Source organism: uncultured Microbacterium sp. (genome assembly GCF_913776565.1).
In the GTDB taxonomy this organism is placed as follows: domain Bacteria; phylum Actinomycetota; class Actinomycetes; order Actinomycetales; family Microbacteriaceae; genus Microbacterium.
Genome location: NZ_CAJYPF010000222.1, coordinates 1 through 23,308, shown reverse-complemented (window position 1 = coordinate 23,308; position 23,308 = coordinate 1). Strand labels below are relative to the sequence as shown.

At 70.0% G+C, this 23,308-nt stretch carries 21 protein-coding genes; 6 read left to right on the top strand and 15 right to left on the bottom strand.

All coding sequences use genetic code 11. The features are described 5' to 3' along the window. The 4 genes from QZ433_RS12555 to QZ433_RS12540 all read right to left on the bottom strand — a co-directional run. Positions 1 to 963 (bottom strand): AAA family ATPase (locus tag QZ433_RS12555; RefSeq protein WP_295784020.1); only part of this gene is annotated, 963 nt, incomplete at its 3' end. Positions 964 to 1,095: 132 nt separating this feature from the next. Next, positions 1,096 to 1,647, bottom strand: coding sequence for a hypoxanthine phosphoribosyltransferase (gene hpt / locus QZ433_RS12550; protein ID WP_108318754.1), 552 nt, complete (start codon positions 1,645 to 1,647; stop codon positions 1,096 to 1,098). Between the two features lie 9 nt (positions 1,648 to 1,656). Continuing rightward, entirely contained in the window at positions 1,657 to 3,327 is a 1,671-nt protein-coding gene (glpK, locus tag QZ433_RS12545) for a glycerol kinase GlpK (RefSeq protein WP_295784016.1), read from the bottom strand. A 10-nt stretch (positions 3,328 to 3,337) separates the two neighbouring features. Continuing rightward, complete coding sequence (locus QZ433_RS12540; protein WP_295784013.1) at positions 3,338 to 4,981, bottom strand: glycerol-3-phosphate dehydrogenase/oxidase; 1,644 nt, start codon at positions 4,979 to 4,981, stop codon at positions 3,338 to 3,340. A 207-nt stretch (positions 4,982 to 5,188) separates the two neighbouring features. Between QZ433_RS12540 and QZ433_RS12535 the strand changes: the two genes are divergently transcribed. The 6 genes from QZ433_RS12535 (at position 5,189) to QZ433_RS12510 (ending at position 12,343) form a co-directional block, all read left to right on the top strand. Then, entirely contained in the window at positions 5,189 to 6,184 is a 996-nt protein-coding gene (locus QZ433_RS12535) for a sugar-binding domain-containing protein (protein ID WP_295784010.1), read from the top strand. A 67-nt stretch (positions 6,185 to 6,251) separates the two neighbouring features. Next, positions 6,252 to 7,244 carry a substrate-binding domain-containing protein gene (locus tag QZ433_RS12530; protein WP_295784007.1) on the top strand — a complete coding sequence of 331 codons (993 nt, stop codon included), beginning with the start codon at positions 6,252 to 6,254 and terminating at the stop codon, positions 7,242 to 7,244. A gap of 55 nt (positions 7,245 to 7,299) precedes the next feature. Next, entirely contained in the window at positions 7,300 to 8,817 is a 1,518-nt protein-coding gene (locus tag QZ433_RS12525) for a sugar ABC transporter ATP-binding protein (protein ID WP_295784004.1), read from the top strand. Positions 8,818 to 8,834: 17 nt separating this feature from the next. Then, a complete protein-coding gene (locus tag QZ433_RS12520; protein ID WP_295784001.1) occupies positions 8,835 to 9,884 on the top strand; it encodes an ABC transporter permease in 1,050 nt (349 codons plus the stop codon). A 127-nt stretch (positions 9,885 to 10,011) separates the two neighbouring features. Beyond that, positions 10,012 to 10,995, top strand: coding sequence for a sugar-binding domain-containing protein (locus QZ433_RS12515; protein WP_295783998.1), 984 nt, complete (start codon positions 10,012 to 10,014; stop codon positions 10,993 to 10,995). Between the two features lie 52 nt (positions 10,996 to 11,047). Continuing rightward, positions 11,048 to 12,343, top strand: coding sequence for an MFS transporter (locus QZ433_RS12510; protein ID WP_295783993.1), 1,296 nt, complete (start codon positions 11,048 to 11,050; stop codon positions 12,341 to 12,343). 51 nt (positions 12,344 to 12,394) lie between these two features. On the opposite strand, the gene pepD is transcribed toward QZ433_RS12510, so the two are convergent. From pepD to QZ433_RS12455, 11 genes are all read right to left on the bottom strand, one after another. Next, on the bottom strand, positions 12,395 to 13,888 hold the full coding sequence (pepD, locus tag QZ433_RS12505; RefSeq protein ID WP_295783991.1) for a beta-Ala-His dipeptidase: 1,494 nt from the start codon (positions 13,886 to 13,888) through the stop codon (positions 12,395 to 12,397). A 50-nt stretch (positions 13,889 to 13,938) separates the two neighbouring features. After that, positions 13,939 to 14,958, bottom strand: a complete 1,020-nt coding sequence (locus QZ433_RS12500; RefSeq protein ID WP_295783988.1) for an ABC transporter permease — start codon at positions 14,956 to 14,958, stop codon at positions 13,939 to 13,941. Continuing rightward, positions 14,955 to 16,481, bottom strand: coding sequence for a sugar ABC transporter ATP-binding protein (locus tag QZ433_RS12495; protein WP_295783985.1), 1,527 nt, complete (start codon positions 16,479 to 16,481; stop codon positions 14,955 to 14,957). The genes QZ433_RS12500 and QZ433_RS12495 overlap by 4 nt, the downstream gene beginning before the upstream one ends. Next, on the bottom strand, positions 16,478 to 17,518 hold the full coding sequence (locus QZ433_RS12490; RefSeq protein ID WP_295783982.1) for an ABC transporter permease: 1,041 nt from the start codon (positions 17,516 to 17,518) through the stop codon (positions 16,478 to 16,480). Before QZ433_RS12490 ends, QZ433_RS12495 begins: the two co-directional genes overlap by 4 nt. A gap of 67 nt (positions 17,519 to 17,585) precedes the next feature. Further along, entirely contained in the window at positions 17,586 to 18,737 is a 1,152-nt protein-coding gene (locus QZ433_RS12485; RefSeq protein WP_295783980.1) for a sugar ABC transporter substrate-binding protein, read from the bottom strand. A gap of 101 nt (positions 18,738 to 18,838) precedes the next feature. After that, on the bottom strand, positions 18,839 to 20,083 hold the full coding sequence (locus tag QZ433_RS12480) for an epoxide hydrolase family protein (protein WP_295783979.1): 1,245 nt from the start codon (positions 20,081 to 20,083) through the stop codon (positions 18,839 to 18,841). A 66-nt stretch (positions 20,084 to 20,149) separates the two neighbouring features. After that, positions 20,150 to 21,034, bottom strand: a complete 885-nt coding sequence (locus QZ433_RS12475; RefSeq protein ID WP_295783976.1) for a lipoate--protein ligase family protein — start codon at positions 21,032 to 21,034, stop codon at positions 20,150 to 20,152. Then, positions 21,031 to 21,702 (bottom strand): 2-oxo acid dehydrogenase subunit E2, encoded by a 672-nt coding sequence (locus tag QZ433_RS12470; RefSeq protein ID WP_295783974.1) that lies wholly within the window; start codon positions 21,700 to 21,702, stop codon positions 21,031 to 21,033. The genes QZ433_RS12475 and QZ433_RS12470 overlap by 4 nt, the downstream gene beginning before the upstream one ends. Next, the gene (locus QZ433_RS12465; RefSeq protein WP_295783971.1) at positions 21,699 to 22,568 is read right to left on the bottom strand and encodes a class II fructose-bisphosphate aldolase; all 870 of its coding nucleotides are present in this window, start codon (positions 22,566 to 22,568) and stop codon (positions 21,699 to 21,701) included. The genes QZ433_RS12470 and QZ433_RS12465 overlap by 4 nt, the downstream gene beginning before the upstream one ends. A gap of 49 nt (positions 22,569 to 22,617) precedes the next feature. Next, positions 22,618 to 22,860, bottom strand: a complete 243-nt coding sequence (locus QZ433_RS12460) for a biotin/lipoyl-containing protein (protein WP_295783969.1) — start codon at positions 22,858 to 22,860, stop codon at positions 22,618 to 22,620. Between the two features lie 19 nt (positions 22,861 to 22,879). Then, positions 22,880 to 23,308: transketolase C-terminal domain-containing protein (locus QZ433_RS12455; RefSeq protein ID WP_295783965.1), on the bottom strand; the 429-nt coding region annotated here is incomplete at its 5' end.

Below are 23,308 nucleotides of genomic sequence, written 5' to 3'. Positions count from 1 at the left end.
TCGCAGCAGAGCGGGGTCGAGGATGTCGGGGCGGTTGGTCGCCGCGATGACGATGACGTTGACCTTGGGATCGAAGCCGTCCATCTCGACGAGCATCTGGTTCAGCGTCTGCTCGCGCTCGTCGTGACCGCCGCCCATGCCGGCGCCGCGGTGGCGACCGACGGCGTCGATCTCGTCGATGAAGATGATGGCCGGGGAGCTCTCCTTGGCCTGATTGAACAGGTCGCGGACGCGGCTGGCGCCGACGCCGACGAACATCTCGACGAAGTCCGAACCCGAGATCGAGTAGAACGGCACACCGGCCTCTCCCGCGACGGCGCGCGCGAGAAGGGTCTTACCGGTTCCGGGAGGGCCGTACAGCAGCACACCCTTGGGGATGCGGGCGCCGACCTCTTCGAACTTCTTGGGGTCCTTGAGGAACTCCTTGATCTCGTCGAGCTCTTCGATCGCCTCGTCGGAGCCGGCCACGTCCTGGAAGGTCACGGTGGGCGTCTCTTTGGTGACGAGCTTGGCGCGCGACTTGCCGAACTGCATGACCTTGCTGCCGCCGCCCTGGGCGCTCGAGAGCAGCCACCAGAACAGCAGGCCGAGGAGGATCAGGGGCAGCAGCAGTCCGATGAGTCCGTCGAACCAGCTGGGCTTGGGCACGACGTCGTTGAAGCCGTCCGCGGGGGCCGCGGCGTCGATCGCGCTGGCGACCTCGTCGGCGCGGGCCTGACCGAAGTAGAACTGCACGTCGTTGGCGCCCTCGAAGGGCGCGGACAGCTTCAGATCGACCCGCTGATCGGGATCGTTCGTCACGACCTGGGTGACGGTGCCGCCCTTGAGCAGCTCGAGACCCTCTTTGGTCGACACCTGGCGGGGTCCGCTCAGGTTGGACATGAGAGAGAAACCGACGACCAGAAGCAGACCGACCAGCAGAACGTAGACGATCGGATTACGCGTGATCTTCTTGAAATTCATGGTGGGCGAGCCCAGCCCTTTCGTGATCCTCCGCAGAATGCGGTCGCATCAGGCTAACGCGGCAGGACTATGCCGGGCCTGTGCGTTCGTCGAGGGCGTACGCGGAACGGATGCCGCACCCCGGCGTGCGCGTCAGGAGTAGACGTGGGGCGCGAGCACCGCAACGTCGCGCAGGTTGCGGTAGCGCTCGGCGTAGTCGAGGCCGTAGCCGATCACGAAGTCGTTGGGGATGTCGAAACCGACGTAGCGGCAGTCGACCTCGACCTTCATCGCATCGGGCTTGCGCAGCAGCGCGAGGACCTCGACCGAGGCGGCACCGCGCGAGGCGAAGTTCTCGAGCAGCCAGCTCAGGGTCAGGCCCGAGTCGATGATGTCCTCGACGATCAGCACGTGCTTGCCGGTGATGTCGGTGTCGAGGTCCTTGCGGATCTGCACCACACCGCTCGAGCGGGTCGAGGCGCCGTAGGACGACACGGCCATCCAGTCCATCGAGACGTGCACGGGCAGGTGGCGGGCGAAGTCGGCCATGACCATGACCGCCCCCTTGAGCACGCCCACGAGCACGACCTCGCGGCCCTCGTAGTCGGCGACGACCTGCGTCGCCAGTTCGGCGAGCTTGCCGTGGATCTGCTCCTCGGTGAGGAGGACTTCGCTGATGTCGTCGGAGATGTCGGCCGCGCGCATCACACGAGTCTACGCGGGCGAGAAGGCGGCCTGCCCGAGAGGCGGCGCGACGGAACCCGTCGCGGGCGGGCTCGCGACCGTGGTCGGGGGCGCCGCGACGACCGTCGCCGCCGCACTCGGCGCCGGGGCGGCCGCCGCCGACGCATCGGCGGAACGCGGCGAGGCCGTCGCCCCCGTGCGGCGCGGCGGCAGGCTCCGCACCGAGGCGATGGCATCCATCCACCCCTGGTAGCGCTCCTCGCGCTCGGCCTCCGGCATCCGGGGCTCGAAGACGCGCTCGAGGTGCCACCGGTCGGCGATCTCGTCGCGTCGCCACAGTCCCGCCCCCGAGCCGGCCAAGTGGCCGATGCCGAGCGCCGTGCGCTCGAGTCCCTGCGGTCGGGCGACCGGGATGCCGAGGATGTCGGCCTGGAACTGGCACAGCAGATTGTTGCGGGTGGCACCGCCGTCGACCTTGAGCAGCGGGATCGAGACGCCGTTGCGGCGGAGGTTGTCGACGTTGTCACGGGTCTGGAAGGCCATGGCCTCGATACCCGCGCGGATGACGTGCGCGGCGGTGGACTCGAGGGTCAGGCCGACGATCCCCCCGCGGGCGTTGCGGTCCCAGTGCGGGTCGAACAACCCCGCGAAGGCGGGCACGAGGTACACACCCCCGCTGTCGGGGACGCTCTCGGCGAGCCGCTCGCTCGCGGCGGCCCCGGGAAGGATGCCGAGGCGGTCGCGGAGCCACTGGATCGTCTGTCCGCTGTGGAAGACGACCCCCTCGGCCTCGTAGGTCACCTGGTCGCCGAACTGCCACGCCACGCTGCTGCACATTCCGGGGAGCGTGCGCGGCGCGCCCCCGACGTTGACGGTGAGGACTCCCGCGGTGCCGAAGGTGTTCTTGGCGCTGCCCGTCTCGAGGCACGCTTCTCCGAAGAGCCCCGCCTGCTGATCGCCCAGGACCGCCAGGATGGGGACCGCGCGACCCTCCGCGCCCGGGATGACCCCGGGGGCGACGTCGCCGAACCATCCGGCCGACGGAACGATCTCGGGCAGCAGACTCGTGGGGATGTCGAGGATGGCGCAGAACTCCTCGTCCCAGGCGGCGCGCTCGAGCGACATCAGGCCCGTGCGCGACGCCGCCCCCGGTTCGGTGCGGTGCACCGCGCCACCGGTGAGGTTCCACAGCAGCCAGGTCTCGGGCGTGCCGATGGCCAGCTCCCCCCGCTCGGCGCGCTCGCGCACACCGTCGACGTGACGCAGGAGCCAGGCGACCTTCGCCGCCGAGAAGAAGGAGTCGTTGCGGACGCCCGTGCGCGTGCGGAACTCCCCGTCGAGCCCCCGGTCCGACCACTCCTGGACGATGTCATCGGTCTGCTTCGACATCCACATGATGGCGTTGTAGACGGGGCGACCGGTGGACCTGTCCCACATGACGATGGTCTCGCGGTGCGAGGTGACACCGACGGCCGTAATCTGCGAGCCGTCGACGCGAGCGCGTGCGAGCGCGGCGACGATGGCCGAGCGAGGCGCCTCCCACAGGTCGAGCGGGTCGAGCTCGACCCACCCCTCATGAGGGAACGAGGCCTCGATGGCGACGGACGCCTCGCCCACGATCGCCCCCTCGGGGTTGATCAGCACGGCGCGGGCGCTGCTGGATCCCTCGTCGAGGGCCAGAACGTAACCGGACGCGATCATGTCGACGCCCTCACGCGGGCTGCGCGGTGCGCGCGGGCATCCGCAGGTGGTCGAGCCAGCGGCGGTAGCCGGCGATCTCGGCGTCCCGCCGTGCGGCATCCCATCCCTCGGCGTCGGCGAGGATGTCGGCCGCGCGTTCGACACCTCGGATGCCGTGGGTGGGCTCGAAGGCGAGCAGCAGCCGACGGGCGAAGACGTCGGTGATGGTCTCGGCGTATTCGTGGCGCACGGCGAACACGAGCTCCGCGGCGATGGCCGGGGATTCGGGGTCGAACCGCTCGGCGAGCTCGGGGCGGGCGCGGACCAGATCGAGGACCCGTTCGGCCCGCGTGCCGTAGAGCGCCCACAGGCGCTCCGCGGTGTCGCGGCGCACGAGCGTGGTGGCGAGCACGCTCGCCTCGAACTCGACCATGTCGGCGGCGCGCGCCCCGGGGAAGGGCTGGAGCTTGCTCACCGGGTGCTTCAGACCCGCGTTCAGGATCTTGACCGCCTTGTCGACGGCATCCTCGGCGAGTTGACGATAGGTGGTGAGCTTTCCGCCGACGATCGAGAGCAGACCGGGGTGCCCGTCCTTCGCGTGATCGCGGACGATGTGGCTGCGCGGGACCTTCCACTCAGGGATGTCGGGAGCGTACGGCAGCGGGCGCACTCCGCTGTAGGTGTAGAGCACGTCGTCGACGGTGAGGTTCGCCCCCGGGACGAGCGCGTTGGTCTCGTTCAGCAGGTAGGCGATCTCGTCGGCGTCCGCGCGCGCCTCGTCGGGGTCGAGTTCGAACTTGGTGTCGGTGCAGCCGATCAGGTAGCGCCCCATCCAGGGGATCACCAGGACGAGCCGACCGTCGGTCTGCGATTCGTAGTAGACGACGTCGTTCGGAGCCCCCGGGAACGGATCGACGATGATGTGGCTCCCCTTCGCTCCCCCGATGAGCCGGGGTGAGGGGACGGGGGGAAGAGTGGATGCCGCGGACTCGCCGCGCAGCACGGCGTCCACCCACGGTCCCCCGGCGTTGATCGTGAGCTTCGCCGTGATGTCGCGCACGGTGCCGTCGGCGTGGCGCACGCGGACGCCCGTCACCTCTCTTCCGGTGCCGAGCACCCCGATCGCGCGGGTGTGGAGGAAGAGACGGGCTCCCGCGTCCACCGCGGCGACGGCCAGTTCGACGCAGAGTCGCTCGGCGTACTCGACCTGGCCGTCGGTGAACAGGGCCGCGCCGGTGAGGCCGTCGCGCGCCATCCCGGTGAAGCGCCGGCGTACGGCGGTGGTCGACATGATGCGGTGCCAGGACACGGACTTGTCGACCGAGAGCACGTCGTAGGCGAGCATGCCGAGACGGATCATCCACGAGGGGCGGGTGTTGCGCGCGTAGAACGGCATGATCAGGCGGACGGGCTTGACCAGGTGCGGAGCGACCTTGAACAGCAGTTCGCGTTCGCGCAGCGATTCGCGCACGAGACGCACGTCGCCGCGCTCCAGGTAGCGCAGCCCGCCGTGCACCAGGCGGCCCGACCAGGCGGACACTCCGGCGCACACGTCCTCCTGCTCGACGAGCGCGACGGAGAGCCCGCGCTCCGCGGCGTCGCGTGCGATGCCCAGTCCGTTGATGCCGGCGCCGATGACGACGACATCGAAAGTGGGGTGGTCGACGTTCTCCACGCGTGTCTCCCTTGACCGTGGTGTGCGTGTGAATATTCAGTCGCACATTGAATGTGATTCCATTATCGTAGCGCGCAGCCGCGACGACGGGAAGCGGGTCTCGGGCTTCGGGACCCGAGAAGGCCGATTCTGACAGACCGCATCCCCGCCCGGAACGGCTCGTTTCGCGCTCGCCGGCGCACCGCTGACGAAGGAAGGGCGGCCGTGATGGCATCCATGGCGAAAGACGCGGGTTCGGTCCGCGCGATGACGAAGGTCGCGCACCTCTACTATCGGCGCGGCCTCGTGCAGACCGAGATCGCGGACGAGCTCGGCCTCTCTCAGGCGGGGGTCTCGAGGCTTCTCTCCGCGGCGAGTGAGCACGGGATCGCGCGCACGATCGTCGTGCCCCCCGCGGGGTTCCACAACGATCTCGAGCAGGCCGTCGAGGAGGTGTTCGACCTCCGCGAGGTCCACGTCGTCGAGACGCCGACGACCCCGGGCGAGGACATCGTCCCCGCTCTCGCCCGCGCCCTCGTCCCGGTACTCCAACTCGCACCGATCGACGGCCGCACGATCGGGCTGACGTCGTGGTCGCGCGCCCTGCAGGCGGCGGTCGACGTCCTCCCCGACATGCCGCGCGCGAACGCCGACCGCATCGTCGAGCTCCTCGGCGACGTGGGGCGGCCGTCGCTCCAGCACCGCGCAGCGCTCGCGACCGAGCGTTTCGCACGCGCGACAGGAGGGGATCCGGTCTTCCTGCGCGCGCCCGGAGTCGTCTCGACGACGGCCATGCGCGCCGCCCTGCTCGAGGGCGACCCCCACGCACGGCGGGCCCTCGCGGCGATGGACCAGTTGGACATCGCCCTGGTCGGCATCGGCGAAGTCCGCGCGGCCGCCCCGCTCTCACCCGGCGAGAACTTCTTCACCGACGCGCAGTTCGCCGCGGCGCGGGCGCAGGGCGCGGTCGGCGAGATCGGCCTGCGGTTCCTCGACGCGCACGGCGCTCCCGTGGCATCCGATCTGGGAGAGCTCGTCCTGGGGATGGAGCTCGATCAGCTCCGCCGCGCGGGCCGACGCATCGCCGTGGCGGGCGGACGACGCAAGCACGCTGCCGTGCTGGCCGCCGTGCGCGGTCGGTGGATCGATGTGCTCGTCACCGACGAGGCGACCGCGCGCCATCTCGTCTCGGCGGGGGTTGACACATCCGACGGGCCTTCTTAGCATCGCCATACGCATCACAATTCATATAACGAATATTAATTTGCACGCGTTTCAAAGGGGAAACACCATGCACAGCTCCCGCATTCGTCGCGCCTCCGTCCTGCTCCTCGCGGGCGCCGTCGCCGCCCTGGGCCTCGCCGGCTGCAGCACCACCGACGCCGGCGGCGCCCCCACGGGCTCCAAGACGATCGGCGTCTCGATCGCCGACCAGAAATCGCTCTTCTACATCGCGGCCGCCGACGGCATGAAGGCCGCCGCCGAGGAAGCGGGCTACACGCTCGTCCTGGAATCGGCCGACAACGACGCCACCCGTCAGGTGAACCAGGTGCAGAACCTGCTGACGCAGCAGGTCGGCGTGCTCATCTACACCCCGCAGGACGCCACCGCCGCCGGCGCCGGCGTCCGCCTGGCCAACGACGCCGGCGTCCCCGTCGTCGCGCTCGACCAGAAGCCCGAGACCGACGACGTCGACATCTCGACCTTCATCGCCACCGACAGCGTCAAGGCCGCCTACGACGTGTGCACCTGGATGTTCGAGCAGATGGGTGGCGAGGGCGACATCGCCGTCCTCCAGGGCCCGCTCGGGGCGACCGCCGAGCTGCAGCGCACCGAGGGATGCAAGAAGGCGCTCGCCGAGAACCCCGGTGTCAATGCGGTGCAGTGGGAGAGCGCGGGATGGGACGAGACCCAGGCCTTCGACACGACCCAGAACATCCTCACCGCGCACCCCGAGCTCAAGGCCGTGTTCGGCGAGAGCGACGCGATGGCCCTCGGCGCCGCGAAAGCGGCACAGCAGGCCGGGCGCACCGGAATGGTGTTCGCCGGCATCGATGGCTTCCCCACCATGTTCACCGCCATCGGCGACGGACTGACCCAGGCCACGATGGCGCAGCAGCCCTACATGATGGGCCAGCTCGCCGTCCAGAACGCCATCCAGCTGCTCGAGGGGAAGACCGACCTGCCGAAGGACCAGTACCAGGATGCCGTGCTCGTGACCGGCGACAATGTCGCCTCGAACGACCCCACGAAGTTCTACGGCCCCAACGCCGCCCGCAACTGATCACGGTGTGCGGCGGGGCGGCTCCGGTCGCACCGCCGCACGCGGAGGGAGCATCATGGCCGCAACAACCCCGGTCGGCGCGGGCCTCGTCTGCACCGGCCTGACCAAGCAGTACGGCGGCGTCACCGTCGTCAACGACATCGACATCGCCCTCGTCCCCGGACGCGTGGTGGGTCTCGTCGGCGAGAACGGCGCGGGCAAATCCACCACGTCGGGCATGATCGCCGGTCTCGCCCAGCCCGACCGCGGCTCGATGACCATCGACGGCGAGCCGTACGAACCGCGTTCGCCGGGCGACGCGCTCCGGGCCGGGGTGGTCCTCATCCACCAGGAGATCCGCATGGTGCGCGAGCTCACGGTGGCCGAGAACATCTTCATCGGGCGACTGCCGATGCGCCGCGGCCGCGTCGACCGCGCGCGCATGAACGACGAAGCCGCCGACGTGCTGGGCCGCCTCGGCTCGCGTGTCGACCCGCGCCAGCGCATCGACGAGCTCTCGATCGCCGCCCAGCAGGAGATCGAGATCGCGCGGGCGCTGAGCCGCAAGCCGCGTTTCGTCATCTTCGACGAGCCGTCCGCCTCGCTCGGCAAGAACGAGACCGCGCGCGTCTTCGACCAGATCGAGGCCCTCAAGGCCGGGGGCGCCGGGATCATCTACATCTCGCACCGCATCGAGGAGATCACCCGCCTCGCCGACGGCATCGTGTGCCTGCGCGACGGACACCTCGCCGCGCGCTGGGACACCGGCGACGTCTCGCGCGAGGCGATCGTGCGCGCCATGGTGGGCCGCGACTTCACCTACGGTCACGACGTGCCGCCCGAAGCGAGCGAGCGCACCGTCATCGACGTGTCGGGACTGGGTCGCAGCGGCGCGTTCGAGGGCATCGACTTCGCCGTGCGCGCGGGCGAGATCCTCGGCATCGCCGGGCTCGTCGGGGCGGGGCGCACAGAGGTGGTGCGCACCCTCGCCGGCGCCGACCGCGCGACCGAGGGACGTATCGTCGTCGACGGTGAAGAGACCGTCATCCGCTCCCCCCAGGACGCCATCCGCGCGGGCATCGCGATGGTCCCCGAAGACCGCAAGTCGCAGGGCCTCCTGCTGGGGCGGGACAGCATGGACAACATGACGCTGCCCTGGCAGCGCCACCTCTCGCGGCGGGGCATCGTCACCCGCTCGGCGCTCGCGGCGACCTATCGCCGCTTCCGCGAGGAGCTCGACATCCGCGGACAGGCCGACGTCGCCGTCGCGCACCTGTCGGGCGGCAATCAGCAGAAGGTCCTGCTGGCGAAGTGGCTCGTCGACAAGCCCAAGGTGCTGATCCTCGACGAACCCACCCGTGGCGTCGACGTCGGCGCCAAGATGACGATCTACGCCGCCATCCGGCGCCTGGCCGAGGACGGCGTGGCCGTGATCGTCGTCTCGTCCGAGCTCGAAGAAGTGCTCGGACTGTCCCACCGCGTCCTGGTGATGGCCGAGGGGCGCCCGCAGGGCATCCTCGAGCGTTCCGACGCGACTCCCGAGGCCGTCATGCGCCTCGCCCTTCCGCAGCGCGCGGACGCCGCGCACATCTGATCCGAGGAGCCGAGACGATGACCGTTTCCGACCCGTCCACCGCCGCCGCGGGACACACCGCGGCCAGTCCCGCCACCATCGCCGCGCGCACCGTTGCGAGCGGCCCCCGCGAACCGAGCACCTTCAAGAAATGGGCGGGCCGCGTCCCCGGACCGCTCGTGGGTCTCGTGGTGATCTTCGTCCTGCTGTCGATCCTGTCGCCGTACTTCCTGACGCCGCGCAACCTGCTCAACATCGTCACCCAGATCTCCGCCGTGGGGATCATGTCGGTCGGAGCGCTGATGGTCATCATCATCGGCGGTATCGACCTGTCGGTGGGTGCGACCCTCGCGCTCAGCTCGATGGTCATGGGCTTCCTCTTCTCCTACGCCGGGATGCCGTTCGAGCTGGCCCTCGTCCTCGGCCTCGGCGTCGGCGGACTCATCGGCCTGCTCAACGGCATCCTGGTCACCGTCGGGCGCCTCCAGCCCTTCATCGCGACGCTCGCGACGATGTCGGCGGCGACGGGACTGGCGGTGTTCATCACCGGCGGCAACACCGTCAACGGCTTCCCGGACTGGTTCGTCTCGCTGACACGACTGAGCATCGCGGGGGTTCCCGTGCAGGGCCTCATCCTGCTCGCCGTCTTCCTGCTCGCGGCGTTCTGGCTGCGCTTCCGCCCCGGCGGACGTGCCCTGTACGCGATCGGCGGCAACGAAGAGGTCGCGCGCCTGTCCGGGATTCCCGTCCGCCGCACCAAGCTCGTCGTCTACACGATCGCGGGTCTGCTGGCTGCGCTGGGCGGACTGCTCGTGACCTCGCGCCTCGACTCGGCGCAGCCGACGGCGGGCGCCGCCGACCTGCTGAACGTCATCGCGGTCGTGGTGATCGGCGGCGCGAGCCTCGCCGGCGGCACCGGGTCGCTGCTCGGGACCTTCGTGGGTCTGCTCATCATCGGCGTGCTCAACAACGGCCTCTCGCTGCTGGGGGTCTCACCCAACCTGCAACCCGTGGTGCTCGGCGCGGTGATCGTGGCGGCGGTGCTCACCGATCGCCAGGCGCGCAAGGCGCAATCGGGCGAACGCTGATCGGCCCTTCATGACGACTATCAGGAGCGGGGCGACGATCACGTCGCCCCGCTCCCGTGTATCCGCGCCCCACCGGCGGCCTGGCAGAGTAGACGTTCAGGATCCGTCCGGCTACGGGAGGCAGACGATGGCGCGCGACCCCAAAGAGCTCGAGCACCTGCGCATGATGACGAAGGTCTCGCACCTCTATCACACGCGCGGGATCGTGCAGACCGAGATCGCCCGTACCCTCGGCATCTCGCAGGCGCGGGTGTCGCGGCTTCTCGCCGCGGCCGAGGAGGCGAACATCGTGCGCACCATCGTGGTGCCGCCGGTCGGCCTGAACGCCGACCTCGAAGAGGGCGTCGAGAAGATGTTCGGCATGCGCGAGGTCCACGTCGTCGATGCCTCCGGCGAGACGGGGGAACAGCGCACCGAGACGCTCGGGATCGCCCTCGCGGGCGTCTTCCAGGTGCTCCCCGTCGGCGACAAGGCGATCGGGTTCACCTCGTGGAGCCGGTCGATGCGTCGCTTCGTCGAGAATCTCACGAGCTTCCCGCACTCCTCCGCGCGCGCGGTGATCGAGCTGCTCGGCGGCGTCGGGCAGCCGGCGATCCAGCATCAGGCCACCAACGCCACGGAGCGCCTGGCCTCGTTGACCGATGCCGAGCCGCTGTTCCTGCGCGTGCCGGGCGTCGTGTCGACCCCCGAGGTGCGCGAGGCGATCCTGTCGAACGACCCGCACGCCCGCCGAGCGCTGGAGGCCATGGACGACCTCGACATCGCCCTGGTCGGAATCGGCAACGCCACCATCGTCCCGCCGCTCGTCGGGGGCGAGAACTTCTTCACCCAGGAGCAGTTCGACGCCGTCCGCGCGAAGGGGGCGGTGGGAGAGATCAACCTCAACTTCATGGATGCCGACGGCCGCCCCGTTCGGAGCGAGCTCGACGACCTCGTCATCGGCGTGAGCCTCGACCAGCTGCGACGGACTGAACGTCGGATCGGCGTCTCAGGCGGCGCCGACAAGCACGACGCACTCCTGGCGGCTGTGCGCGGCGGGTGGATCAACGTGCTCGTCACCGACGAAGAGTCCGCGCAGTACCTGCTGCAGCACGGTCCAGCTTCCCGCTGACGACGAGCGGCCCGACGGAGCGCGCTCCTGAGGGGCCCGCGGAGGACAGACGATGCCCCACCCCGACACGACGACCGCCCGCACGCGCGGGACCGGCGCCGTCATCGTGGCCCAGCTGCTGCTGCGGACCGCGTCGGCCGCGGGCGCCCTCGCTCTCGGGTCGTACTTCGTCGACCTGTCCCGGCAGGGGGCGTCGGTGGGGCCTCTGCTGCTCGGCATCCTGTCGGGGGTCAGCTTCCTCGCTGAGCTGGTGCTCGCCCCCGTCGCGGGGTCGGCGAGCGATCGGCGGGGACGCCGTGTCTTCCTCGTCGCGGCGCCGCTGCTCGCCGCGGCCGGCATCCTGCTGACGCCCGGGGCCTCCCTCTTCGCCGCCGCACCGTCCATCGTCCTGGTCGTCGTCATCGTCGGGACGTCGCGACTGCTCGACGGAGCCGGGGCGGCGATCGCGGCGCCGACCACGCTCGGCCTGCTCGCCGACGCGAGCGACGGCGACCCCCGACGCCGCGGGCGGGTGACGAGCCTGTACGAGCTGTCGTCCTCGGGCGGGATCGCCCTGGGCGCCGTCGCGGGACCGCTGCTCTACGGCGCGCTCGGGCTCTGGACCTTCGCCGCCCTCGCCGCGGTCTACGTCATCGCGTCGCTCCTGGTGCTGGCGTTCCTGCGGCCGGGGACGGCATCCGCGATCCGTCCCTCCCGCGCGTCGCTCGGTGATCGTTTGCGCGTCCTGGTGCAGCCGCGGCTGCTCGCCTTCCTGCCGGCGTGGATCGCGGTGAACGCGATCCTGGGCACCTGGGTGACGTCGCAGATCACCTTCGTGCTCGCCGGCGACGTGCGGGCGGAGGGCCAGCTGTTCCCCGGGGCGTTCCGCGGCGACGAGGCGGGGCTGTCGATCGTGCTCGGGGTGTACGTGCTGTTCTTCAGCCTGTGCATCGTCGCGTGGGCGTTCTTCATCGGACGACTTCCCACCGTCCCGGTGCTCTTCGTCACGGTGTCGGGCGCGCTGATCGCCTCGGTCGGCCTGATGCTGGCCAACCGCGGCGCTCCCCTTTTCGTCGCCCTTCCGCTGGTCATGGTGGGGGTGTTCCTCGAGGCCGGATTCACCCCGGCCGCGCTGACCCACCTGAGCGACATCTCGGCGGAGTTCCGCGACGATCGCGGCCTGATCATGGGCGCGTACTCGGTCGTGGTCGGCGCCGGCTACCTGCTGGGTAACGTGCTCGGCGGAGCTTTCGCCCAGTGGCTCCTGTTCGACGGGCTCGCGCTGCTCACGATCGGTCTGGCAGCCGTGGCGCTGATGTCGATCACGGCGATGTCGGTGGTCGAGAAGCGGTCACGGCAGGGAAGCTGAGACGCACGGATGCCGCGACCCCGAGGCCGCGGCATCCGTTCCGGGGCCGTGTCAGCCGAGCCGCGACACGACGGTCTTCACCAGCGGCCACGTGCGCTCGACCGACCGGTGGTTCACCTTCTCGGCAGGCGAGTGCAACGCGTGCAGCTCGGTGCCGATCGAGATGATGTCGGCGACCGGCACGCGGCTGCTGAACATACCGAGCTCCAGCGAGCACTGCGACACCTCGACCTGCGGATCCTCGCCGCGGAGCTCCCGGAACGCCTGGGAGGCGACCGCGAGCAGCTCGGAGTCGGCGCGGTAGGGGAACTCGGGAGCGTCCAGACCGTACATCTCGATCCGCGCCCCTCCCCTGGCGAGCGCGACCAGAGCCGCCACCCGGTCGTACAGTTCGTGCTTGCGCGAGGTCAGCGCCGAGGTGATGGTCGACATGAGCCGGACGCCGTCCTCGGTCGGGCGGATCGTGCCGAGGTTGTTCGAGGTCTCGACCCGGTCGGGAACGTGCAGGTTCCATCGCACGACCCCGTGGGGGATCAGCAGCGTCACCGCCGCCAGGCGCTCGGCGGCGGCGGTCGAGAGCACCCGCTCGGGGGCGTCCGCGTCCACGAGCTCCACGCGCACGTCGGGGTCGGCCAGGTCGTATTCCTCGGTCAGGTCCACCTGCAGGGCGGCGATCGCTTCGCGCACGGCGTCGACGTGTTCGGGGCGCAGGCTCAGCACGGCTTCGGCGTCGGCGGGGATGGCGTTGTTCTGCGCGCCGCCGAACGGCGCCGACACACGTACGTCACCGGCCGCGACGACGACCTGCAGGGCCCGGGCGAGGGTCTGCAGGGCGTTCGCCCGCTCGAGCTGGATGTCGAACTCGCAGTGACCGCCGCGCAGGCCCCGCACCTGGAGCTTGTACGTCTCGGTGTGCGTGTCGGGGACGGGCTCGAACTCGCCGGGGATGTCGACGGTGAAGGTGACGTCGCCGCTGCAGCCGGCGAGGATCTCGCGATCGGTGATCCAGTTGAAGTCGATCATGCGCCGGCCCCGCAGCTGAGAGGTGTCGAACTGGCCGGCGCCGACCTTGCCCTTCTCCTCCATCGCCGTCAGCACGGCCTCGAGCGGCGGGTGCGGGAGGTCGTCGTCGGCGAGCAGCGCCAGGATGTAGGACACCCCGATGCCGTTGTCGGCGCCGAGCGACGTGCCGTCGGCGGTGATGAAGTCGCCGTCGACGATCAGACGGATGGGCTCCGTGACGAAGTCGAACTCGACGCCCTCTTCCTTCTCGCACACCATGTCGAGGTGTCCATGCAGGATGAGGGGCGCCGCATCCTCGAGCCCTCCCTGTCCGGGCTTGCGGACCAGGACGCAGTTGACCTCGTCCTTGACGGCCTCGAGGCCGCGGGAGCGGGCGAACTCCACGACCCAGTCCGCGACGGCGGATTCGTTGCCCGACCCGCGCGGGATGCCGGCGAGGGCCTCGAACCACTGCAGCACCTCGCGGGGCTGGAGGTCGTCGAGGACGCCCGGAGTGGCGGGGGCGGAAAGGGTGTCGGACATGGTTCTCCTCTCTGAGAACGGCGGATGGATGCCGGGAACAGCCCGCGGAGTCACTTGACGATAGCGCCGCGGGACCGGGTCATCGTCAGGGCGACGACCGCGATGATGACGACGCCGTAGACCAGGCTCTGGGCCTGCGCGTCGATGCCGAGAGCCGCGGTCGCGATGGGCACGAGGGCGACGGTCAGCGCGCCGAAGACGACGTTGATGGGGTTCGTGGCCCCGCCCGAGATCGACGTGCCGCCGACGATGGCAGCCGCGATCGCGGGGAGGAGCAGGTCGCTGCCGAGACCGGTGGGAGACGCCGAGCCCGCCTGCGCGATGATCGTGATCGCTGCCAGGCCGGCGGTGAAACCCGACAGGCTGAAGACGACGACCTTGATCCGACGCGTGCGGACGGCCGAGAAGATCGCCCCGGATTCATTGCGGCCGACCGCGGTCATCCCCAGGCCCAGGCGGGTGAATCGCAGCATCGCCCACAGCAGGACCGCGACGACCACCCCGAGCCAGAAGGTCAAGGGGATGCCGACGATGCCGGTCGCGTAGAGGGCGGCCACGCCCTCGCCGTTCGCCGCGACGTAGACGGTGGTCGCCCCGCTGGCGACCAGCGCTGCGGCGGAGTAGATGCCGAGCGTCCCCAGGGTCAAGGCGAACGAGGGCACCTGCGCATAAGCGACCAGCAGGCCGTTCACGGCACCGCAGACGGTGACGATCACCAGCACCAGCAGCGGGGAGATCGGGCCGATCGACGACAGCGTGATCGCGAGCAGGATCGCCCCGAGCAGGGCGATCGCCGCGTTGGACAGGTCGATGGATCCGATGTGCAGCACCAGCGCCTGCCCGAGCGCGACGAGGAGGATCGGCGCCGCCGACGCGGCGATGATGGTCAATCCTCCGCCGCCCAGGAACGCGGGGGTCAGGACGGCGACCACCGCGAGCATGATCACGAAGATGACGGGCGGACCGACCGTCTGCCAGATGCGTTGCGCGCGGGGGCGAGGGCGCTTCGTGCCCACGGCGGGGGCGGCGGCGGTGCGATCCGTCGTTGCGGCGAAGGCGTTCACGGTCACAACATCCTTTCGAGCAGGTCGAGTGTCGAGGGGTTCTCGGTGATCAGGTCGTAGTGCGCCGCGGTCTCGCCGTCACGCATGACGACGATGTCGTCCCCCATCTCGAGGGCCTCCTCGAGGGTGTCCGCCAGGAGCACGACGGCGGTTCCGTTCTCGCACGCACGGCGGATCTGCGCGTTGACGATCTGCGAGGCGCCGGGGTCCAGACCGCGCAGGGGGTGGTCGAGCACGAGCAGGCGCAGGTTGTCGGACGTGAGCCACTTGGCCAGCACGACCTTCTGCTGGTTGCCGCCCGAGAAGCGTTCGAGCTCGAGCGAGATGTCGTCGGGTCGCACCTGCAGCGCGTCGAACCACTCCTGCGACGTCCTGTCCCGGCGCCCGGGGCGAAGGACGCCACCCGCCGACGACGAGCCCGGATGCGTCAAGGTCAGGTTCTCGGCGGCGGTGAGGCCGCCGACCATCCCCTCGACGCGGCGCTCGGCGGGGACGTAGCCGACGCCCGCTTTGACCGCTCGGGGGATCGTCCACTCGCGCACGCTCTCACCGTCCAGCAGGATCTCGCCCCCGTCGAACGGCTCCGCTCCGAACAAGGCCCTCGAGAGCGCCTCTCGGCCGGAGCCGCTGGTACCGACCACGGCGGTGAGGCGACCCGCGAACACACGGAAGGACACGTCGTCGTACTCGCCCTTGCGGCTGAGCCCGCGGACCTCGAGAACGGGACGCTCGTCGGCCGCGGGGGCGTGCCGCTCCCGCGACTCGGCCCGTGCTTCGCGTCCGACCATCAGACGGAACAGCTCGGCCTCGGTGACGTCCTGCACCGCGCGGTCGGCGATGAGCTCCCCGTCGCGCATGACCAGCACGCGGTCGCAGATGCGCATCACCTCGTCGAGGCGGTGCGACACGAAGATCACCGACCCCACGTCGCGGAGCTTGCCGATCTCGCGCTCGAGGATCGCCGTCTCGGTGCGCTCGAGCACCGACGTCGGTTCGTCCAGGATGACGAGAGGCTGGCCCCCGTCGCGCGTCTGCACGCGGATGGCCCGCGCGATCTCGACCATCTGCCGATCGACGAACGAGAGGTCGCCCACCTTGGTGCGCGGGTCGAGCTTCGACCCGATCTTGGCGAGGGTCTCGGCGGCATCCTTGTTCAGCCGTCTCCACCGGTAGAAGCCGGCACGTCCGACACCCCCCTTGCCGGGTTTGGTGTTCATCTCGACGTTCTCGGCCACGGACAGGTTGGTGAACAGGGACTGCTCCTGATGCACGACGCCCACGCCCGCGGCGATGGCATCGCGCGGACCGCGGAATCGGACCGGTGCCCCATTGACCTCGATGGTCCCGGCATCCGGTTGGTGGATGCCGGTGACGATCTTGAGAAGGGTGGATTTGCCCGCGCCGTTCTCGCCGATGAGACCGACGACCTGGCCGGGACCGATCTCGAGCGAGACGCCCTTGACCGCGTCGACGGCACCGAACGAGATGCGGATGTCCTTCAGGGCGATGACGGGGGTGCTCTCGCTCATTTCGCGATCCTCAGACGGTTGCGCTGCGACCAGGCAGCGGCGACGATCGCCGCGACGAGGATGGCCCCCGAGACGGCGGACTGGAAGCTCGGGCTGACACCCGAGAGGATGAGGCCGTTGCTCAGGACGGTCAGCAGGAAGACGCCGAGGACGGTGCGCAGGATGCCGCCGCGGCCTCCCCCGAGCGAGGTGCCTCCGATCACGACGGCGGGGATCACGAGGAACAGTGTGCCGGTGCCGACGGTCGCCGATCCTGCTCCGAGCTTCATCGTCGCGATGATGCCGGCCAGCCCGCTCAGCACACCGGCGACGATGAAGACCGCGGTCTTGATGCGGGCGACGGGCATGCCCGCCGAGCGGGCGATGCTCTCGTTGTCGCCGATCGCGAGGGTGAGCCGCCCGAAGCGGGTGTACCTCAGCAGCAGGACGCCGAGGACGACGACACCGACCGCGAGCAGGAACCCGTTGGGCAGGCCGAGGGCGGTCTGCGACGACCAGGTCGAGAGGGAGTCGTCGGTGAGGGTGGGGATGGCATCCGTTCCGAAGAGGATCGTGGCCACACCGAGCCCGACGTACCAGATGCCCAGGGTGACGATGAAGGAGGGCACCTTCAACCGCGTGAAGATCGATCCGCTGGCCGCGCCCAGGAGCGCGCCGACGACGAGGGCGACCACCCAGGCCCACGGCCCCAGATCGAGACCGCCGCGGGAGTTGGCCGAGAGCAGGATCCACGCCATTCCGGACGCACCCATGATGCCCTCGACGGACAGATCGATGGAGCCGAGCAGGATGACGAGCGTCGCACCGACGCCGACGATGAGCGGCACGGTGGCCTGATCGAGGATGTTCTGCAGGTTGCCGAAAGTGGCGAAGCGGGGGTTCAGCAGCGAGAACACCACGATCAGCACGACCATGGCGGTCACGAGCGCCACGGGCTCACCCCAGCCGGTGAAGCGCGTGCGTCGCGCGATCTGCTGTTCTCTCGTGCGGACCGTGGTGGTGTCGGCCGCGGGGGGCCGGAGGGAGGTGTCGGTCATTTCGACTCCGTCGTCGGGGCGGGAGGAGGAGCCCCTCCCGGCCGGGCCGGCCGGGAGGGGCGTGGGATCAGTTGCTCGGGAGCACTTCGGGGCCGCCGCCGACGAGTTTCATCGGCGCGGTGTCCCAGGGACCGTTCTCGATCAAGGAATCGACGAACTTGTCGGGGCCGTCCGCGGCGTCGTAGCCGCTGAAGTCCGCGAGGGTGTCGGGCGTGACGCAGCTGAGCTCGAACAGGCTGTCGCGCTTCTCCTGCGGCAGCTCGGACGGCTTGATCTCGCCGGTCGCGGCGAGGTACGCCGTGTACAGACCGACCGCGGACGCCATGTAGCCGCGGTGGAAGGTCTCGCCGACGATGGCGTTGTTGCCCTCACCGGACTGCATCGACGCGATCGTGTCGGGGTAGAGGCCGTCCGAGGCGAACTTGGTCGTGTCGAGCAGTCCGGCATCCTTGAACGCCTTCATCGACCCCGTCTGCATCGCGTCGTCCGCGCTCCAGACCCCGTCGATCGTGTCGCCGTACTTGGCGATGAGGTCCTGCGAGTTCTTGTAGCCCAGCTGGGGGTCCCAGTTGGAGGGGCGCTCCTCGAGGATCTTGATGTTCGGGTACTTCTCGGCCATCTGCGCCTTGAACCCGGCCACGCGGGTCTGGCTCGTCGTGCTGTCCTGCACGCCGGGCAGCATCACGACGTTGCCGGTTCCCTTCAGCGATTCGCCGAGCGCGTCGGCGTTGCACTTGCCGGATTCGACGCCGGGGATCTTCTGGAACGCGACGAAGTTGTCGCCCACCTGCGCCGGGTCGAGGTTGTCGGGCTTGTTCCACCAGATGGTGACGAAGCCGCCCGCCTGCTTGACCGCGTTGACGATGGTGGGGGCGTCGGAGCTCGCGACGGTGTTGACGAACAGCACCACCTTCTTGCCCTTGGCCAGGATCGCCTGGATCTTCGAGATCTCGGTCTGCGAGGAGCCGTTGGAGTCGACGATCTCGAGCGGGATGTCGAGCTTCTTCGACAGCGCTTCCGCGCCGGCGATGTTCGACGCCATGTAGGGGTTGGTGGTGTTGATCACCGAGGCGACCAGCACGAGGTCCTCCTTGGCGATCGGCTGGGCCGCGCCGCCGGTGGCGCCGGCGGTGCTGGTGCAGCCCGACAGGGCGAGGGCGGCCACCGCGGCGAGCGCGAGACCGCGCACCAGGCGGGTGGAGGGACGGGTGGGTGACATCTCGACTCCTTCGTCGAACGGACCGCCGGGGCGGTCGGTTAAGGGGGTGGTGGCATCCCCGGGGAGGGGGATGCCGGGAGGTCGGCCGGGTCGCGCGGGGATCAGCCCGCGGAACGCAGCGTCCGGAAGAAGGTGCGTACGTCGTCGACGTACACGTCGGGGACCTCGAGGGGGGCGAAGTGACCGCCGTCGTCGTGGACGCGGTACTGCTGCAGGTTGAAGTAGGCGTCGGTCCAGGTGCGCGGGGGCTTGTAGATCTCCCCCGGGAAGATGGACACGGCGGTGGGCACGCCGACGACCGGGGTGCGGTTGTGCGAGGGGGTCCAGGGGTTCCCGCGGCACTCCCAGTAGTAGCGCGAGGACGTGCCACCGGTTCCGGTGAGGAAGTAGACCGCGGCGGTGGTCACGAGATCCTCCTTGGGCCACACGCGCTCGAACGCCTCGGTGCCTTCGCCGCGCTCGGCGAGACCCCAGAAGTAGCGCTTCTCGGTGATCCAGGCGAGCTGTGCCGCCGGGGAGTCCACCACGAGCGCGGCGAGGGTCTGCGGCTTGGTGAGTTGGATCTCGCCGTAGCCGCTCTCGCGTTCGACGAAGAGCTTGCCGCGTTCGAACCAGCCCTCTTCGCCCTCTCCGTACTCGCTCGCGGCGGGAAGACCGAGGGAGGGGTCGTAGGCGACGTGCGCGGGCTGGTCGGGGTGCTCGGGCAGGTAGTGCGAGAGCTGCGCGGGGAAGTGGGTGTAGACGCCGATGACGTCGTCCTCGTACTTGTGCCCGTGCTGCTGGGCGATGAGGGCGCCCCAGTCGCCGCCGGCGGTGGCGTAGCGGTCGTAGCCGAGGACGTCCTTCATGAGGGTGTTCTCGAGGTCGGCGGTGCGCCAGAAGTTCCAGCCGGTCTCGCGCAGCGGCGACGAGAAGCCGTAGCCGGGCAGGGAGATGAGCACGACGTCGAAGCTGTCGGCGGGGTCTCCCCCGAACTTGGCGGGGTCGGTGAGCGGCTCGATGACCTTGCGCACGTCCCAGAACGTCCAGGGCCAGCCGTGGTGCAGCAGGAGCGGCATGGGGTTCGGCCCCTTGCCTTTGACGTGGATGAAGTGCAGCGGCACGCCCATCAGGTCGACCTTGTAGTGGGGCAACTCGTTCATGCGGCGCTCGACGTCGCGCCAGTCGTACTCGTTGATCCAGTAGTCGACGAGGGTGCGGTGGTAGGCGGTGTTGTAGCCGTAGCGCCAGTCGTCGTTGGCGAAATCGTCGGCGAAGCGGGTGCGCTTCAGGCGGTCGATCATGTCGTCGAGATCGGCCTGCGGGATCTCGATCCGGAAGGGCCGGACGTCGTGGTCGTGTGCCACCGTGAACCTCCTCGTTCTCGGTCTGAGCCGGTGGTGGTAACTATTCACCGTGCGATTGGCTATACGCTAAGCCCCGCTCGGCCCCGTGTCAACGGTCGATTCCCGGCTCGTCGCCACGCGGTCCGCGGCCATCTCGGCGAGCGCCGCACCGAGGCCCGGCAGCAGCCCGCCGAGGCTGCTCCGCGTGGCCCCCGCACCCGCGAAGAAGCCCGCGACGGCGTGGCGGACGGCCTCGTCCTCGACGCGCGTCTCCTCCGCGAGCGAGCCCATCGTCGAGGGGTCCCACTCCAGATCGAGGATGCCGTTGACCTCGGTCAGGAGCGCGTGCACGCGCAGACTCAGGCGCAAGGGGACGCTCGCGGTGAACAAGCGCGCCCCGCGCACGACCCGTTGCGCCGTGCCCACGATCTTGACGGCGCCGCGCGCGTTGACCGACCACTCCCCGGGGCAGTACTCCCCCGGCACCCCGCCGAGTCGGGCATCGACACCCCAGGTGCGGGCGAGTGCGGCCCACTGCGCCCCGCGCGAGCGGAACACCTCGGCGTCGTCGCGGCGCGACTGCTCCGCCGAGACGAGGTCGACCACCAGCCAGTCCTCGTCGAGCACGACGGCACGCCCCCCGGCGGGCCGGACGATCGGTAGATAGCCGGCCGCCCGTGCCGCGGCGGCGGCGTCGGCGAACCGAGGATGCAGACTCTCGCGGCGGCTGAACGCCACCGTCGGCGCCGGCGAGAACACGCGCACGGTGTCGGAGACCGTGCCCGCCGCGACGCGCTGCAGCAGCACGAGGCTCGACAGCACCTCGTCGTCGGGGGTGCGCGGGGCCCCGGTGGCCCGGCGATGGTCGATCAGGACACGCGGCGATGCGGGATCGGGCGACCCGCCGACGGCACGCGCAGCGGCGCCCGCGCGGTCCCCGTTCGAACGGGCCGCGCGGACGCCGTCGCTCACGGAGTGGGACTCTCGAGCTCGCGCCGCAGAACGGCGAGGAACCGCGCGGCCGTGGCGCCGTCCAGAGCGCGGTGATCCGCCGTCAGGGTGAACTCCGCGATCGGCGCCCAGAGGCCGGCGTCCTCGCGGTGCACGAAGCGCTGAACGGTCGCCCCGACGGCGAGGATCGCCGCCTGCGGCACGTTCAGGATGGCGTCGAACCGTGTGACCCCCATCATCCCGAGGTTGGACACCGTGAACGTGCCGCCGGTGATGTCGTCACGCGTCAGCGCCCCGTCGCGGGCGCGCCCGACCACGTCGGCGCGCAGGCGCGAGATCTCGGCCAGGTCCGCACGGCCGATGTCGTGCACCACCGGGACCACCAGCCCCTTCGGACTGTCCACGGCCACGCCGACGTTGGCTCTCTCGAACCGGGTGACGCTGTCGTCGCCGACGTGCACGTTCACCTGCGGTACCTCGACCAGCGCGCGGGCGCTCGCCCGCAGAATCGCATCGGTCACCGTCGCGGTCGGCTCGATCCGTTTCGTCTGCAGCGCGGCGGTCATGTCGACCTCGATCGTGACGTGGAACACCGGTGCCGCCCACGCCTGGATCATCCGCCGGGCCGCGGTCCGGCGCAGGCCCGTCAGCTGTTCGACGACACCGTCCTCCACGACGGGGGTGGTCATACGAGCACCGCCTGGTCGGAGGCCGCGACGGCCCGTCCCGCGCAGCCGTACTCGCGCATCTTCTGCACCGTCGCCTCGATCATGCGCTCGCGTCCCTCGGCCATGGCCTCCTCGAACTGCCGGTCGCCCCGCGACCAGACGTCCTCGATGCCCCTGCGGAAGGCGTGGCGCAGGTCGGTGTCGGCGTTGAGCTTGTGCACGCCCGCCTCGATCGCCGCGTGCAGCTGGTCGGCGGGCACCCCCGAGGCGCCGTGCAGCACGAGCGGGATGCCGACGGCATCCCGGATCTGCCGGATGCGCTCGATGTCGAGCGGTTGGGGCTCGATGCCCGTGACGCCGTGCATGACACCGGCCGAGATGGCGAGCAGGTCCACACCGGTCTCTGCGACGAAGCGTTCGGCCTCGTCGACCTTGGTGTAGTACTCCTCCCACGGGATGTCGTCGGAGGCGTCCGGGATGCGGCCCAGCTCTGCCTCGACGGGGATGCCGAAGGCGTGCGCGACCCGAACGACCTCCGCGGTCACGCGGATGTTCTCTTCGAAGTCGAGGTGCGCGCCGTCGAACATGATCGAGTCGAAGCCGAGCTTGATCGCCTCGAACACCTCGTCGTAGGTCCCGTGATCGAGGTGGATGGGCGCGACCAGTCCCGACTCGTCGAGTTCGCGACGCGTCATCTCGTACGCGGCGCGCAGGCCCATGTGCGGCACGATCGCCCTGCCGACCTGCAGGAAAACAGGCGCGTCGGCCCGCTGCGCGGCGCGGATGAGCGCCTGGGTGGTCTCGGGGTTGTGCATGTTGAACGCGCCGACGGCGTAGCCGCCCGCTCGTGCGGCGGTGACGAGACCCAGCGGGTCGACTCCGGTCATTTCCTACTCACTTTCTGCCGGGCTCCGTTGCCCGAGCGCTCTGCGGCGACTAGTCCGTCTCGATGACGGCGACGACGGCACGGACTTCGACGACCGCACCCTCTTCGACGAGCAGTTCGGTGATCGTGCCCGTCGCGGGGGCCTCGAGGGTCTCCTCGACCTTCTCGGCCTCGACGTCGGCCAGCGGCTCGTCCTCGGTGACGGTGTCGCCGACCTTCTTGTGCCACTGGACGATCGAGCCTTCGCTCATCCCCATGCCCCACTGCGGGAGCAGAACCTCTACGCGTGCCATGTCGTTCTCCTTCTCTGATTCACTCGGCGCCGACGCTCGCGAGCGCCGGGGCGGACAGACCGGTCACGCGCCGCACGGCGGCGGCGATGCCGTCCTTGTTGGGGTACATCTGCTTCTCCAGCGCGGGGCTGAAGGGGATCTGCATGTCCGGCGCGGTCAGGCGCACGATGGGCGCCTTCAGCGCGTCGAAGACCTCTTCGCTCACCAGCGCACTGATCTCGGCAGCCGCCCCGCACGTGCGGTGAGCGGGCTCGGCGATGACCAGACGTCCGGTCTTGGCGACCGAGCGGAAGATCGCGTCACGGTCCAGCGGCACGAGCGTGCGCGGGTCGATGACCTCGACCGACACCCCCTCCGCCTCCAGCTCGGCGGCGGCGGCGACCGCCTCGGGCACCGAGCTGGATACGGCGACGATCGTGACGTCGGTGCCCTCGCGCACCGTCCGGGC

Excerpts from the sequence above, each read along its gene's own strand:
- hpt (WP_108318754.1), bottom strand. The coding sequence starts at position 1,647 with ATGCGCGCGGCCGACATCTCCGACGACATCAGCGAAGTCCTCCTCACC.
- glpK (WP_295784016.1), bottom strand. The coding sequence starts at position 3,327 with ATGATCGCGTCCGGTTACGTTCTGGCCCTCGACGAGGGATCCAGCAGC.
- QZ433_RS12535 (WP_295784010.1), top strand. The coding sequence starts at position 5,189 with ATGGCATCCATGGCGAAAGACGCGGGTTCGGTCCGCGCGATGACGAAG.
- QZ433_RS12530 (WP_295784007.1), top strand. The coding sequence starts at position 6,252 with ATGCACAGCTCCCGCATTCGTCGCGCCTCCGTCCTGCTCCTCGCGGGC.
- QZ433_RS12525 (WP_295784004.1), top strand. The coding sequence starts at position 7,300 with ATGGCCGCAACAACCCCGGTCGGCGCGGGCCTCGTCTGCACCGGCCTG.
- QZ433_RS12520 (WP_295784001.1), top strand. The coding sequence starts at position 8,835 with ATGACCGTTTCCGACCCGTCCACCGCCGCCGCGGGACACACCGCGGCC.
- QZ433_RS12515 (WP_295783998.1), top strand. The coding sequence starts at position 10,012 with ATGGCGCGCGACCCCAAAGAGCTCGAGCACCTGCGCATGATGACGAAG.
- QZ433_RS12510 (WP_295783993.1), top strand. The coding sequence starts at position 11,048 with ATGCCCCACCCCGACACGACGACCGCCCGCACGCGCGGGACCGGCGCC.
- pepD (WP_295783991.1), bottom strand. The coding sequence starts at position 13,888 with ATGTCCGACACCCTTTCCGCCCCCGCCACTCCGGGCGTCCTCGACGAC.
- QZ433_RS12495 (WP_295783985.1), bottom strand. The coding sequence starts at position 16,481 with ATGAGCGAGAGCACCCCCGTCATCGCCCTGAAGGACATCCGCATCTCG.
- QZ433_RS12490 (WP_295783982.1), bottom strand. The coding sequence starts at position 17,518 with ATGACCGACACCTCCCTCCGGCCCCCCGCGGCCGACACCACCACGGTC.
- QZ433_RS12485 (WP_295783980.1), bottom strand. The coding sequence starts at position 18,737 with ATGTCACCCACCCGTCCCTCCACCCGCCTGGTGCGCGGTCTCGCGCTC.
- QZ433_RS12470 (WP_295783974.1), bottom strand. The coding sequence starts at position 21,702 with ATGACCACCCCCGTCGTGGAGGACGGTGTCGTCGAACAGCTGACGGGC.
- QZ433_RS12465 (WP_295783971.1), bottom strand. The coding sequence starts at position 22,568 with ATGACCGGAGTCGACCCGCTGGGTCTCGTCACCGCCGCACGAGCGGGC.
- QZ433_RS12460 (WP_295783969.1), bottom strand. The coding sequence starts at position 22,860 with ATGGCACGCGTAGAGGTTCTGCTCCCGCAGTGGGGCATGGGGATGAGC.